This is a genomic window from Streptomyces sp. NPDC000941, from assembly GCF_053599555.1.
Genome location: NZ_JBSFMM010000141.1, coordinates 15,789 through 28,705, shown reverse-complemented (window position 1 = coordinate 28,705; position 12,917 = coordinate 15,789). Strand labels below are relative to the sequence as shown.

Below are 12,917 nucleotides of genomic sequence, written 5' to 3'. Positions count from 1 at the left end.
TGGATGTCGCCGGCCGGGTCTGCCGCCGGGCCGGGGCCCGGGTGGAACTCACACCCCGGGAGTTCGCCGTGCTGGAGCTGCTGGCCCGCCGGGCGGGCCAGGCGGTCTCCAAAACGGATCTGCTCTATCACGCGTGGCCCGACGAAGCCCGGGATCCCAACCTGGTGGAGGCACGCGTCAGCGCGCTCCGCAAGAAGGTGGACGCCGCGTTCCACCGGCAGTCCCTGCAGACCGTACGGGGTACCGGCTACCGACTGGTGGATGACCGTGAACGCGACTGAGCCGCGACGCCGCTGGTGGCCGACCGTGAACGCGACCGGGCCGCGACGCCGCTGGTGGCCGCGTTCGGTACGAGCCCGCACGGCCCTGGCCGCCGCCTTGACCGCCGCCGTCATCCTGGTCGGCATCGGCTGGTGGGTACACCACGACGTCTACCGCGAGAGCACGCAGATCGCCGAAGAACAAGCCCAGATTCAGGTCTGGTCTCTCGTCGATCAGCTGAACGAGGGTGTGGTTCCCGTTCGCCGAAGCACTGTGCCGTACGAGGTCGTCGCGAGCGGCCGGCGCTCCGCTGTCGCCTACGGCGGAGGCATGGAGGAGTTCGATCCCGGCACCCGCCATGTGCTGCCCGCCCCATCGGAGGCCAGGGGGGCCGGGCTCTTGACGATCCGTCCCATCCGCATACCGGTGCGCCGCGACGACAACCCCAGGGACAGATTCGATATGGCCGGCGGGACCTACATGGTCATGTCCGCCGATATCAGCGCCGATGAACTGAGCAGCGACAAAGTCGCCGCTCTGGGCGTCGCCGCCGACGCCAAGCTGCGGGTCTATGCGGTGGTACTCCCGCACACAGCCGAGGCAATGACCAAGACCACCGACCGCCTGCTGCTGCGGGCCGGGCTCGTCAGCCTCGTACTGATCGCCGCCGTCGCCTACTTCGCCGTCCGCATCGCCCTGCGGCCGGTCGAAGCCATCCGCGTCCTCACCGCCTCGGTCACCGCGAGCGACCCCCGCGAACGCGTCACCGTCCCCGCCACGGGACACGAGATCACCGCCCTGGCCACCACCATCAACACCACCCTCCAACGCCTCGACAACGCCGCCGCCCAGCAACGCCGCTTCGTCGCGGACGCCGCCCACGAACTACGCAGCCCCCTCACCACACTGCTGGCCAGCCTGGAAGTCGCGCTCGCCTACCCGGAACGCACCGACTGGCCCGCCGCGGCCACCACCGCCGCACGACAGACCCGCCGCCTCCACGCCCTCGCCGAAGACCTGCTGCTCCTCGCCCGCCTCGACACCCGCACCCCCATAGCCGGCCCCGAAACCGTCGACCTGACAGCCCTCGCCTCCCGGCTGACCGAGCAATACCCCCTCACCGAACGACCGTTGACCCTCACCTGCGACAGCACCGCCCCCGCACACGCACACGGAAACCCCGACGAATACGAACGACTACTGCGCAACCTCATCGACAACGCCGCCCGCCACGCCGCACACCGCATCCAGATCACCGTCCGGAACCAGGACGCCTGGGTCGACCTCACCGTGCACGACGACGGACCAGGCGTGCCCACTGAAGACGCCGAGCGCATCTTCGAACGCTTCGTCCGGCTCGACGACGCCCGCTCCCGCGACCAAGGCGGCACCGGCCTGGGCCTCGCCATCGCCCGCGACCTGGCCCACCGCCACAAAGGCACCCTCACCCTCACCCCCCGGACCCTCGGAGCATGCTTCCAACTACGCCTCCCCCAAGCCCCAACCCCAGCCGAGGAATAGCGCGCTTCACCCAGGCAGCACTGGCCACCTGATGAGACACCGGTGGTCGGCCCAGCGCAAACGGCACGGGCGCCGCCCATTGCATCGGATGCGAACTGGCGACAGTTGCTGTGTCGGCACCGGCGAGGGCGGACAACACCTCGCTGAACAGGGATGTCCGGCACGTTGCGTCGCGCGACGGTAGCGGCTGGCGAGACCCGATAGTCAGCCGCTGTCACTCGTCCGGATGGACGACTGCGGTTTCGCTGCCGCCTCGCATTCGATGCGATTTTCTCGCATCGAATGCGAGCTACGGAGAGGGGTGGACAGTGAGGTTCAACGGGACGGCCCGGGGGCGGCGAGACTGTACCTCTGCCCTTGCCGGAAACCTCATCCATGCAGGTCACGCCGCATGTTGGTATTCGTGGAGGATGCCGCCGAGGCGACTTTGTCGGCGTATGCCGAGGCGGGCCAACACGTCGGGATCGTGGATCGGCGGGGGCAGCGGCCTGGCGTTCGCAATGCCCTGGTGTGGTCGGTATCCATTGTAGAACTGCTCGAACTCGCGTAGGGCGTGGAGGAGGTGTTGCTGGTTCCAGATCAATGTCCGGTCCAGGAGCTCGCGGCGACAGGTCTGTATCCAGCGCTCCATGATCGAGTTCATTCTTGGCATCTGGATGCCGCTGAGGACGACGTCGATCCCTGCGTCCTTGAGGACGGCATCGAAGAGGGCGGGGAACTTCCCGTCCCTGTCCCTGATCATGAACCGTGCCCGACAGTCGAGGTCCTCGAGGTCCATGACGAGGTTCTTCGCCGCTTGCGCTACCCAGGATGCGATCGGATGTGCGGTGGCGCCCAGGACGCGGATCCGGCGACTGCCGTGTTCGATCACCACGAGCACATACATCCGTACCCCCGACAGAGTGACTGTTTCCATGAAGTCGCAGGCCAGCAGGGCATCAGCCTGGGAGCGCAGAAAACTGGCCCAGGTACTGGAGGTCCGCTCGCGTGCTGGGTCGATGCCTGCCTCCTTCAGGATTTCCCAGACGGTGGACGCGCCTACCTTCACCCCCAGTACGAGGAGCTCGCCGTGCAAGCGTCTGTACCCCCAGCTCGGGTTCTCCTTCGCCAGGCGCAGCACCAGGGTGCGGATGGAGCGCACGGTGCGTGGTCGTCCCGGGCGTTTGGGCCGGCAGGAGGTGGCATGGCGGCGTTTGACGAGGGTGCGGTGCCAACGCAGTACCGTGTCGGGGCGTACGAGCAGCCGTAACTGTCGCAGGACGTGCAGTGGCAGCCGGTGCAGCAGCGCTGCCAGGAATGCCCGATCACTGGGTATGAACCGGACCTTGTCCTTGCCGAGTTGGCGTTCCAACACGGTGTTCTGGTGACGCAGGGCGAGGATCTCCGCATCCTTGTCCCGGTCGGTCATCGGCAGCAGGCGAAGCATCGCGAACGCGTTCGACACGCCCAGGTAAGCCAGTCGCAGCAGCACGATCGATCATCATGACGCGCGGATCACGCACTACGCGAGAGCACCGACTCGAGTGACCGCGACCGACGACCGTGAGGCCTGGTGCGGGCCCCCGACCAGGGCGGATGACATTCCCGGCAAGCGCAGGATCGGCGATGGAGTGGTCGGGCCGTGGCGGGCGGAGTTGTTGTCCGGGTGGGGTCTTCGTCCGTTGCAGTGCTGGACGTACTCGTTCAGCACGGCGCGTAGGTGGCGTCGGCCGAAGATGAGGATCCGGTCGGTGACCTCTGAACGGACGGTGCGTACGAATCTCTCCGCGTGCGCATTCGCTTGGGGGCACCGCGGAGGGATCTTTACGACTTTGATGCCCTGGCAGGCGAGGACCATGCCGAACGACCTGCTGAACTGGCCGGCCCGGTTGCGTATGAGGAAGTCGAACTCGGATGCGCGGTGGCCGAGGTCCATCAGGAGATCGCGGGCCTGTTGCGTGGTCCAGGGGCCGTCCGGATGGCCGGTCACTCCGAGGACGTGCACGTACCGGGTGCCGACTTCCATCGCAAAGAGCACATACAGCCGCCGCAGGGTGACGGCGCAGTCCACGTGGAAGAAGTCGACGGCGAGTGTGGCCTGGGTCTGGGTGCGGAGGAAGTGCCGCCATGTTGTGTCGGTCTGCCGTTCAGGTGCCGGGGGTATTTTCCGGCGTTTGAGGACCCTGCGGATGGTGGAGGCGCCCACGCGGTGGCCGAGCTTGAGCAGCTCGCCCTGGATGCGCTGGTATCCCCACGAGGTGTTCTCCCGGGCGAGTTGTTCGATGAGCGTGGCGATCGCCTGGTCGATCGGCGGGCGGCCGGTTCGGGTACGTCCACTTCTTCGTCACCAGTCGACGGTGCCACCGCAGAATCGTGTCGGGTGTGACCAGGCGGTGCTGTCGCAGCTGCCGCGGCAGCTGTCGGATCAGCGCGGCGAGGTACGCGCGGTCGGCCCAGGTAAGGCGCGGCTTGGGGTTTCGTGCGGCGCAGCACCGCTACCTCGTGCCGCAGAACGAGCAGCTCGATGTCCTTGGAGGTGGAGGAACGGCAGAGGAGCACGCACCAGCCGAGCAGCCGGGTGAAGATCAAATAGAGCAGACGTAGCGGCACACTCCGAGTCCTTCCCAGCGAGTGCTACTCCACTCATTACCGCTGGTCATCGCGCCGGGCCGAGTTCTGGAACCCCGCACGGCACGATCAGCCCATGAGAACCGCGGCCGCTCCACCTGCTGGCGAAGCACAGCGACCTCATGACGGAGAAGCAAGGATCTCAGCGTTGTTCGCCGCATTCGATCGACCCAGCACAAGGAGGCAACCCAGGAGTCGGCAGAAGATCAGGTAGAGCAGTCGCAGACCCACAATCAGCGATCATGCCCATATTCGGGCCATAGCAAAGCCCCAGGTCAGCCGCCGTACTGCAGTAATGACGCCCTTAGGCCGGGAAGAGGTACGGATGCGGGCCGCCGACCTCCTCGAGGAGGGCGTGGAAGTCCGCCTGTCGCCCGGGAGTTACGGGTGAGTGAGAAGTCGGTCTACCAGTGGCGCCGCGCCTGGAAGGCGGGCGGACGCGAGGGCCTGCGTTCCAGGGGCCCTTCCGGCTACGGCTGCCGGCTCGGCCCCCACCTGCAGGCCAAGCTCGCGACGTGGCTGCCGGCTGGCACCACCACGTCACCCTTGTCTCCCTCGCCCACGCAGCTCACGGACGACCTCGTAGAGGCTACGGACGCTCCTGGCAACCTGGACCGGCGCCTGCACCACCTGCCACCGCGACATACCCGCCCTGATACCGACCTGACCCAAGCCCTAGTAAGCCCCCAAGACCCCTCTCACCTGCGGAAACACCCCACCTCATCGCAGCTGGCTATACACGCAATGTATACCCATGGTGTAGAGTGCTGCGCATGTCAATCGGCCACACCCTGCTCGGACTTCTGGAGTCCGGCCCACGCCATGGCTACGACCTCAAGAGAGCCTTCGACGAGCGGTTCGGGCACGACCGTCCGCTCCACTACGGACAGGTCTACTCGACCATGTCCCGCCTCCTGAAGAACGGCCTCGTCGAGGTCGACGGCATCGAGCACGGTGGCGGCCCCGAGCGCAAGCGCTACGCCATCACCGAGGCCGGCATCACCGATGTGGAGCAGTGGCTCAGGCAGCCCGAGAAGCCCGAGCCGTACCTCCAGTCCGTCCTCTACACCAAGGTCGTCCTCGCGCTGATGACCGGCCGGGACGCCGCGGACCTGCTCGATGTGCAGCGCGCAGAGCATCTGCGCCTGATGCGCGAGCTGACCCAGCGCAAGCGCACCGGCGACCTCAGCGATCAGCTCATCTGTGACCACGCTCTCTTCCACCTCGAGGCCGACCTGCGCTGGCTGGAGCTCACCGCCGCGCGTCTCGGCCAACTCGCCAAGGCGGTAACCCCATGACCCCCGCGGGCTCGCTCCTCATAGCCGAAGGGCTGCACAAGTCCTACGGGCCCACCCCCGCCCTGGACGGCGCGGACTTCTCCATCCACCCGGGTGAGGTCGTCGCCGTCATGGGCCCCTCGGGCTCCGGCAAGTCGACCCTGCTCCACTGCCTCGCCGGGATCGTCACCCCGGACTCCGGCACCGTCAACTACAGCGGACGGGCGCTGTCCGCGATGCCGGACTCCCAGCGCAGCGCGCTGCGCCGCGGCGAGTTCGGCTTCGTCTTCCAGTTCGGCCAGCTGGTCCCGGAGCTCAGCTGCGTGGAGAACGTCGCGCTGCCGCTGCGGCTGAACGGCGTACGGCGCAAGGAGGCCGAGACCCGCGCCCTGGCCTGGCTGGAGCGGCTGGAGGTCGACGACGTACGCGCCAAGCGGCCCGGGGAGGTCTCCGGCGGCCAGGGGCAGCGCGTCGCCGTGGCCCGCTCCCTGGTCACCAACCCGCGCGTGCTGTTCGCCGACGAGCCGACCGGCGCCCTGGACTCGCTCAACGGCGAGCGGGTGATGGAGCTGCTGACCGAGGCCGCCCGGGAGACCAGCGCCGCCGTCGTCCTGGTCACCCACGAGGCGCGCGTCGCCGCGTACTCCGACCGCGAGGTCGTCGTACGGGACGGCAAGGCGCGGGACATGGCGGGCGTGCGGTGAGCGGCACCGGAAACGTAACCTCGCTGCGGGGTGCGGAGGAGGGGGCGCAGGAGCACGCCCCCGAGACGGGGCAGGCGCCTCAGGCGCCCCCCGTCCGCCCGGAGCCCCGCCAGCGGGTCGGCCCGGCCCGCTGGGCCGCGGATCTGGCGACGGGGGCGCGGTTCGCGGTCTCCGGCGGCCGGGAGAGCTGGGCCAGGACGCTCCTGACGGCGGTCGGCGTCGGGCTCGGCGTAGCGCTGCTGCTGATCGCCGCCGCCGTCCCGCATATCGTCTCGGCGCGCGACGACCGCACCAGCGCCCGCTCCTATACGAGCGCCTACTCCAGCGACCTCAAACCGGGCCCCGGCACCGTGCGGCTCGGCTTTGGATCCACCACCTTCCGCGGCTCCGACATCACGGGGCTCCTGCTGGCCCCCGACGGCGACCGGCCGGCCCTGCCCCCGGGCGTCGACCGGATCCCCGCGACCGGCGAGATGGTGGTCTCCCCCGCCCTGAAGAAGCTGCTCGCCGACGGCGACAACAAGCTGCTCAGGGAACGCCTCGACTACAAGATCGTCGGCACCATCGGCGACGAGGGACTGGCCGGACCGGCCGAGCTCTTCTACTACGCGGGCGTCGGACCCGACGCCGTCGAGGACGTCGGCAACCGTCTCGACCACTGGGGTGACAACTCCCCGAAGCAGGATCAGGAGCTGGACCCGGTCCTGCTGATGCTGATCGTCGTGGGCTGTGTGGTGCTGCTGCTGCCCGTGGCCATCTTCATCGCCACCGCCGTACGCTTCGGCGGCGAGCGCCGCGACCGACGGCTCGCCGCGCTGCGCCTGGTGGGCGCCGACAGCCGGATGACGCGGCGGATCGCGGCCGGCGAGGCACTGGTCGGCTCCCTCCTCGGACTCGTGGTCGGCACCGGGATCTTCCTGCTGGTCAGGCAGTTCATCGGCGGGGTAGCGGTGTTCGGCACCAGCGTCTTCTCCTCCGACGTCCAGCCCTCGACCGCCATCACCACGCTGATCATGGTCGCGGTGCCCACCTGCGCCGTCGTGGTCACCCAGATCGCGCTGCGCAGCATCACCATCGAACCGCTCGGCGTCGTACGCAACACCGCGCCCAAGCCGCGTCGCCTGTGGTGGCGGCTGCTGTTCCCCGTCCTCGGCCTCGCGCTGCTGCTGCCGCGCCTCAGCTCGGGAACGGGGAGCAGCAACGGCGACATGTACCAGGTCGCGGCCGGTGCGGTGCTGATACTCGTCGGCATCACCGCGCTGCTGCCATGGCTGGTCGAAGCCGTCGTCAAGCGCTTCGGCGGCGGCCCCGTCCCCTGGCAGCTCGCCACCCGGCGGCTCCAGCTCAGCAGCGGCGCCGCCTCGCGCGCGGTCAGCGGCATCACGGTCGCGGTGGCCGGCGCGATCGCGATCACCATGCTCTTCGCCGCCGCGGAGAGCGACAACACCACCTCCACCGGACAGGACCCGACCCGCGCCGATGTGGTGGCGTACATCCCGGTGGACACCGGCGCGCAGGCGCGGGACGCCACCGCGCAGTACACCGGCACCAAGGGCGTGCGCGACGCGCTCGGCGTCACCGAAGGAATGGTCAGCGACCCGAACAGCAAGGCCAAGGCCCCAGGCGACATCCCGGTCCAGAGCGTGATGGTCGGCGACTGCCGCACGCTGAAGGAGCTGGCGCGGATCGGCGACTGCCGCGACGGCGACGTCTTCGTCACCAAGCCCGCCGAGTTCGACGACAAGGACACCTACTTCACCAAACCGGGCGCGACGGTCAACCTCAGCTTCGACGAGGACTACAACCCCTCCCGCAGCAAGACGCGGCTGTGGACGATCCCCAAGTCCACGCCCGTCGTGGACCTCAAGAAGGACCCGCAGGGCAGCGAGCACTCCGGCATCCTGGCCACCCCGGGCGCGCTGGACATCGCCGACCTGGACGAGCCCTCGGTGCAGATGATGCTCCGGCTCGACCCGAAGGTCCCGGACGCCATCGAGTACGCCCGCAACACGGCCGCCCGGGTCTCCTCCCAGTCGGACACCTACGAGTTGCGCAGCACCAAGCAGTCGGACGAGTTCCGGACCATCAAGCGCGGCCTGTTCATCGGCGCCTCGGCCACCCTGCTGCTGATCGGCGCGAGCATGATCGTCTCCATGCTGGAGCAGCTGCGCGAACGCAAGAAGCTCCTCTCGGTCCTGGTCGCCTTCGGTACCCGCCGCGCCACCCTCGGCTGGTCCGTCCTGTGGCAGACCGCGATCCCGGTGGTCCTGGGCCTGGCCCTGTCGGTCGCGGGCGGCATCGCCCTGGGGGCGATCCTGCTCAAGATGGTCGACGAGCCGATCGCCGTGGACTGGGCGAGCGTCACCACGATGACCGGAATCGGCGCGGGCGTGATCCTGCTGGTGACCCTGGTCTCCATGGGGCCGCTGTGGCGCATGATGCGGCCGGAAGGGCTCCGTACGGAGTAGCGCGCGAACGGTGCGCTTGTTGCCGCCGGGCCCATCCCACCTGGGGAAAGGGCCCGGCGGTCGGGTGTTTCGGGGTTTATGCCACCCGTTGGAGTGAATCCCGTCTTACGGGACACATGACGGTGGCGCGGCCTACGATGATTGCCTCGACACCAACCACCGGGAGACCAGCTATGTCTGCTGCCGCAGTCGAGGGGCCCTACCGCCCCGAGCCGCTGACTCTGCTCGAAGAAGCCAACAAGCTCATGGAGCAGCACCCGGGCTATCGAGTCGAGATCATCGGGGGAGTAATCACCGTGGCCCCACCGCCGGACTTTCCTCATGCGAGGGTGCTGACCAACCTCATGATCCCCTTCCTGGGGGCTGGCCTGCACAGCGAGGAAACGCAGGTAGTCCAAGGGGTCGGCTTGTGGCTGCCGACCGGACCTGAGGACTACGCCATCCCGGACCTCGCGGTGGTCGACGCCGACATCGACGAGCACCTCGTCGAGAACAACTGCTACGACCCCGTGGCCTTCCGCCTCGTCCTCGAGGTCACCTCGTCCAACTACAACAACGACCTGCGGAACAAGGTCACCGCATACGCCGAAGCCAAGATCCCGGTATATCTGATCGTCAACCGCAAGCACGGCCGTGTCCATGTGCTGACCGACCCCGTCGCGGGCGGATACGACACGCACCGCGTCCATGCCCCCGGCGAGCAGATCACTCTGCCCGACTCGGTCGGCGCCAAGGTCACCCTCGACGCGGCTGAATTGCTGGCGGCAGGAGAGCGCAAAGCCTGACCCGCTTACCCCTTAACGATCCGCACCGGCAACACCCCCAACGCCCCCCGCAGCGCCTCCGCGAACGCCTCGAACTCCTCCTGCCGCGCCGCCCCCGCCCGCATCGCGAGCGCGATCCGGCGCGCCGGTGCCGGGTCGGCGAAGTAGCCGGTGGCCAGCTGGTCGCTGCGTCCCGTCTCCACACGCAGTGCCGTACGCGGGAGCAGCGTCACCCCGAGGCCGCCCGCGACCAGCTGCACCAGCGTGGAGAGCCCGGCGGCGCTCGTGGTCACCGGGGCGCCCTCCGTACGGCCCGCCTCGCGGCAGATGTCCAGGGCCTGGTCGCGCAGGCAGTGCCCCTCGTCGAGCAGCAGCAGATCCAGCTCCTTCAGCGCCGCGCGCGGGATGTCGCTGCGCCCGCCCAGCCAGTGGTCCTGGGGTGTGACGAGCACGAAGTCCTCGTCGAACAGCGGCAGTTCGACCACGCCGGGGGCGGCCAGCGGGACCGCGAGCAGCAGCAGGTCGAGCCGGCCCTGGGCGAGCCCGTCCAGCAGTGAGGCGGTCTGCTCCTCGTGCACCTGGAGGTCGAGCAGCGGATAGCGGTCGCGTACCAGCCGCAGCACGGTCGGCAGCAGATATGGCGCCACAGTCGGGATCACCCCGAGCCGCAGCACCCCGGTGAACGGCGCCCGCGCCGCCTCCGCCTCCTCCATCAGCGCACCCACCGCCTCCAGCACCGTACGGGCGCGCGCCGCCAGCCGCTCCCCCGCCGGGCTGAGCAGCACCTTGCGCGTCGTACGCTCCAGGAGCTGCACCCCGAGCGCCTCCTCCAGCGCGGCGACGGCGCCCGACAGCGCGGGCTGGCTCATGCCGATGGCGGCCGCGGCATCGCGGAAGTGCAGCTGCTCGGCGACCGCGGCGAACGCCCTGAGCTGGGAGAGGCTGGGCTGACGTGACTTCCGCCCAGGGCCTCCGGGGATGACTGCCGCAGCCAACTGATAACCACCTCCGATCAACAGCACCCAGTCTAGCTATTTCACTGATCAATGCCTTGTGTGCCAGGGTGGTCCAGTCCAACCCCGAGGAAACCACCACATAACGGTTTCCTCCGCTGAATGCTGCAAGGAGAGCGCGTGCTCACTGTCGGTGACAAGTTCCCCACGTATGACCTGACCGCCTGCGTGTCGCTGGAGAGCGGCAAGGAGTTCGCGCAGATCGACCACAAGTCCTACGAGGGCAACTGGCGCGTGGTCTTCTTCTGGCCGAAGGACTTCACCTTCGTATGCCCGACCGAGATCGCCGCGTTCGGCAAGCTGAACGACGAGTTCGCCGACCGCGACACGCAGATCCTCGGCGTCTCCGGCGACTCCGAGTTCGTCCACCACGCCTGGCGCAAGGACCACCCCGACCTGCGTGACCTGCCCTTCCCGATGCTGGCCGACTCCAAGCACGAGCTGATGCGGGACTGCGGCGTCGAGGGCGAGGACGGCTTCGCGCAGCGTGCCGTCTTCATCGTCGACCAGAACAACGAGATCCAGTTCACCATGGTGACCGCCGGTTCCGTGGGCCGTAACCCCAAGGAGGTCCTGCGGGTTCTCGACGCCCTGCAGACCGACGAGCTGTGCCCCTGCAACTGGAGCAAGGGCGAGGACACCCTGGACCCGGTCAAGCTCCTCTCGGGCGAGTGAGCTGACCGATATGGCACTCGACGACCTCAAGTCCGCCCTGCCGGACTACGCCAAGGACCTCAAGCTCAACCTGGGCTCGGTCATCGGCAACTCCGACCTGCCGCAGCAGCAGCTGTGGGGCACCGTGCTGGCCTGCGCGATCGCCTCGCGCTCGCCGCGCGTGCTGGCGGAGCTGGAGCCGGAGGCCAAGGCCAATCTGAGCCCCGAGGCCTACACCGCCGCCAAGTCGGCCGCCGCCATCATGGCGATGAACAACGTCTTCTACCGGACCCGGCACCTGCTGTCGGACCCGGAGTACGGCACCCTGCGCGCGGGTCTGCGGATGAACGTCATCGGCAACCCGGGCGTGGAGAAGACCGACTTCGAGCTCTGGTCGCTGGCGGTGTCCGCGATCAACGGCTGCGGCCAGTGCCTGGACTCGCATGAGCAGGTGCTCCGCAAGGCGGGCGTGGACCGGGAGACGGTCCAGGAAGCCTTCAAGATCGCCGCGGTGGTGCAGGCGGTCGGCACCACGCTCGACGCCGAGGCCACCCTGGCCGCGAACGGCTGACGGCACCCGGCCAAGGCGCATAGCCGCATAGCCGCATAGCCGCATACGGGGCGTTCCCACCGAACCGGTGGGGACGCCCCTCGCGCATACCCGTATGCCTCCGCCGGATGTCCGACCCCGCCGGTAAGGTCACGGACCATGGCTCAAGACACGGACCACACCGCCCCGTTGGCCGAGGCGAGTCGACTCCTGACCGAGGTCGCCAATGACGCGGAGTACGTCGGCGAGGAGGACGAGGAGTGGGCGGACGGCGCCCGCACCGTCCGCGAGGCGTACACCCGCGCCCTGCGGATGGACCCGGCGAGCCTGGAGGCGGCCGTGGGACTCGCCGTGCTGGCCGGTGCCGAGCTCCGCTTCCATATCGTCAACCACGTGGACGGGTCCTGGTGGGAAGAGGACTCGGACCCTCTCACCGGGATACCGGCCGACGACGAGACCGGGCGCCGGCTCGTCGCCGAGGCGATCCGCGCGGCCCGGCACGTCCTGTCCCTGGAACCGGACAACAACCTCGCCGTCTATCTCGAAGCGCTGGCCCATGAGTGCGGGGGCGCCCACGACGAGGCGCTGGACCGCTATCTGCGCGCCGTGGAGCTCGACGCCTGGGACCATGTGGCCAAGGACCGCGCCCAGGCGCTCGACGACGCATACGACCCGCCGCGCCACGAAGGGCCGGACCCCAATCCGCACTCCCGGCACTTCTGGCTGCTCCGCGACAGCGTGTGGACCAGCAACTCCGGTGACGAGGAAGTGGCGTACTGGCGCCTCGGCGACCCGGCGGACGTGCGGGACGCGATCGAGACGGTGGTGGCGGACAAGGCGCGGTACAACCCCGATCTGCCGTCCGTACGGGACGGCGGCATCAGCCTGATCACCTACGCCCCGGGCCGGCCGCCGAGCACGGTCGACATCTACGAAGCGCTGCGCCCCACGCCCGCCGGGCCACCGGCCGTGGACTGGACGGCCGTGGCCCTCGAAGAGCCGCCGCCCGGCAGGTGTCTTCCCACCGGACAGCCGGTGCGCGTCGGCGGCCGGGTGCACTTCGACGGGGAGGGCGAACGCGCCGAGGAGTGAAGGCCG

General features: G+C 68.9%; 12 protein-coding genes and 1 pseudogene. 10 read left to right on the top strand and 3 right to left on the bottom strand.

Annotated features, from left to right (window positions below; genetic code table 11):
• Together ACWDSL_RS35005 and ACWDSL_RS35000 are read left to right on the top strand one after the other, a co-directional pair.
• On the top strand, window positions 1–281 hold a 281-nt coding region (locus ACWDSL_RS35005; protein ID WP_450491982.1), incomplete at its 5' end, for a winged helix-turn-helix domain-containing protein.
• Between the two features lie 25 nt (window positions 282–306).
• Window positions 307–1,782, top strand: a complete 1,476-nt coding sequence (locus ACWDSL_RS35000; protein WP_450491983.1) for a sensor histidine kinase — start codon at window positions 307–309, stop codon at window positions 1,780–1,782.
• Between the two features lie 382 nt (window positions 1,783–2,164).
• Here the strand turns inward: ACWDSL_RS35000 and ACWDSL_RS34995 are convergent, their stop codons facing one another.
• Together ACWDSL_RS34995 and ACWDSL_RS34990 are read right to left on the bottom strand one after the other, a co-directional pair.
• The gene (locus ACWDSL_RS34995; RefSeq protein ID WP_450491981.1) at window positions 2,165–3,253 is read right to left on the bottom strand and encodes an integrase core domain-containing protein; all 1,089 of its coding nucleotides are present in this window, start codon (window positions 3,251–3,253) and stop codon (window positions 2,165–2,167) included.
• A 30-nt stretch (window positions 3,254–3,283) separates the two neighbouring features.
• Entirely contained in the window at window positions 3,284–3,967 is a 684-nt protein-coding gene (locus ACWDSL_RS34990) for an integrase core domain-containing protein (RefSeq protein ID WP_450491980.1), read from the bottom strand.
• A 717-nt stretch (window positions 3,968–4,684) separates the two neighbouring features.
• Here ACWDSL_RS34990 and ACWDSL_RS34985 point away from each other — a divergent pair.
• The 5 genes and pseudogenes from ACWDSL_RS34985 to ACWDSL_RS34965 form a co-directional block, all read left to right on the top strand.
• Window positions 4,685–4,920, top strand: a pseudogene (locus ACWDSL_RS34985) (helix-turn-helix domain-containing protein); the annotation flags it as partial.
• A 242-nt stretch (window positions 4,921–5,162) separates the two neighbouring features.
• Complete coding sequence (locus ACWDSL_RS34980) at window positions 5,163–5,687, top strand: PadR family transcriptional regulator (RefSeq protein WP_014176769.1); 525 nt, start codon at window positions 5,163–5,165, stop codon at window positions 5,685–5,687.
• Window positions 5,684–6,370: an ABC transporter ATP-binding protein gene (locus tag ACWDSL_RS34975; RefSeq protein ID WP_089505059.1), complete on the top strand. Its 687-nt coding sequence runs from the start codon at window positions 5,684–5,686 to the stop codon at window positions 6,368–6,370. The genes ACWDSL_RS34980 and ACWDSL_RS34975 overlap by 4 nt, the downstream gene beginning before the upstream one ends.
• Window positions 6,367–8,838 carry an FtsX-like permease family protein gene (locus tag ACWDSL_RS34970; protein WP_450491979.1) on the top strand — a complete coding sequence of 824 codons (2,472 nt, stop codon included), beginning with the start codon at window positions 6,367–6,369 and terminating at the stop codon, window positions 8,836–8,838. Before ACWDSL_RS34975 ends, ACWDSL_RS34970 begins: the two co-directional genes overlap by 4 nt.
• Before the next feature lie 173 nt (window positions 8,839–9,011).
• Window positions 9,012–9,623 carry a Uma2 family endonuclease gene (locus ACWDSL_RS34965; protein ID WP_450491978.1) on the top strand — a complete coding sequence of 204 codons (612 nt, stop codon included), beginning with the start codon at window positions 9,012–9,014 and terminating at the stop codon, window positions 9,621–9,623.
• Between the two features lie 5 nt (window positions 9,624–9,628).
• Here the strand turns inward: ACWDSL_RS34965 and ACWDSL_RS34960 are convergent, their stop codons facing one another.
• A complete protein-coding gene (locus tag ACWDSL_RS34960; protein ID WP_450491977.1) occupies window positions 9,629–10,597 on the bottom strand; it encodes a hydrogen peroxide-inducible genes activator in 969 nt (322 codons plus the stop codon).
• Window positions 10,598–10,735: 138 nt separating this feature from the next.
• Between ACWDSL_RS34960 and ACWDSL_RS34955 the strand changes: the two genes are divergently transcribed.
• The 3 genes from ACWDSL_RS34955 to ACWDSL_RS34945 all read left to right on the top strand — a co-directional run bounded on the left by ACWDSL_RS34955 (window position 10,736) and on the right by ACWDSL_RS34945 (window position 12,911).
• Window positions 10,736–11,290, top strand: coding sequence for a peroxiredoxin (locus ACWDSL_RS34955; RefSeq protein WP_450491976.1), 555 nt, complete (start codon window positions 10,736–10,738; stop codon window positions 11,288–11,290).
• A gap of 10 nt (window positions 11,291–11,300) precedes the next feature.
• Window positions 11,301–11,840: an alkyl hydroperoxide reductase gene (locus ACWDSL_RS34950; RefSeq protein WP_089505063.1), complete on the top strand. Its 540-nt coding sequence runs from the start codon at window positions 11,301–11,303 to the stop codon at window positions 11,838–11,840.
• Between the two features lie 138 nt (window positions 11,841–11,978).
• Complete coding sequence (locus ACWDSL_RS34945; RefSeq protein ID WP_450491975.1) at window positions 11,979–12,911, top strand: hypothetical protein; 933 nt, start codon at window positions 11,979–11,981, stop codon at window positions 12,909–12,911.
• Window positions 12,912–12,917: the final 6 nt, after the last annotated feature.

Excerpts from the sequence above, each read along its gene's own strand:
- ACWDSL_RS34950 (WP_089505063.1), top strand. The coding sequence starts at position 11,301 with ATGGCACTCGACGACCTCAAGTCCGCCCTGCCGGACTACGCCAAGGAC.
- ACWDSL_RS34965 (WP_450491978.1), top strand. The coding sequence starts at position 9,012 with ATGTCTGCTGCCGCAGTCGAGGGGCCCTACCGCCCCGAGCCGCTGACT.
- ACWDSL_RS34980 (WP_014176769.1), top strand. The coding sequence starts at position 5,163 with ATGTCAATCGGCCACACCCTGCTCGGACTTCTGGAGTCCGGCCCACGC.
- ACWDSL_RS34975 (WP_089505059.1), top strand. The coding sequence starts at position 5,684 with ATGACCCCCGCGGGCTCGCTCCTCATAGCCGAAGGGCTGCACAAGTCC.
- ACWDSL_RS34945 (WP_450491975.1), top strand. The coding sequence starts at position 11,979 with ATGGCTCAAGACACGGACCACACCGCCCCGTTGGCCGAGGCGAGTCGA.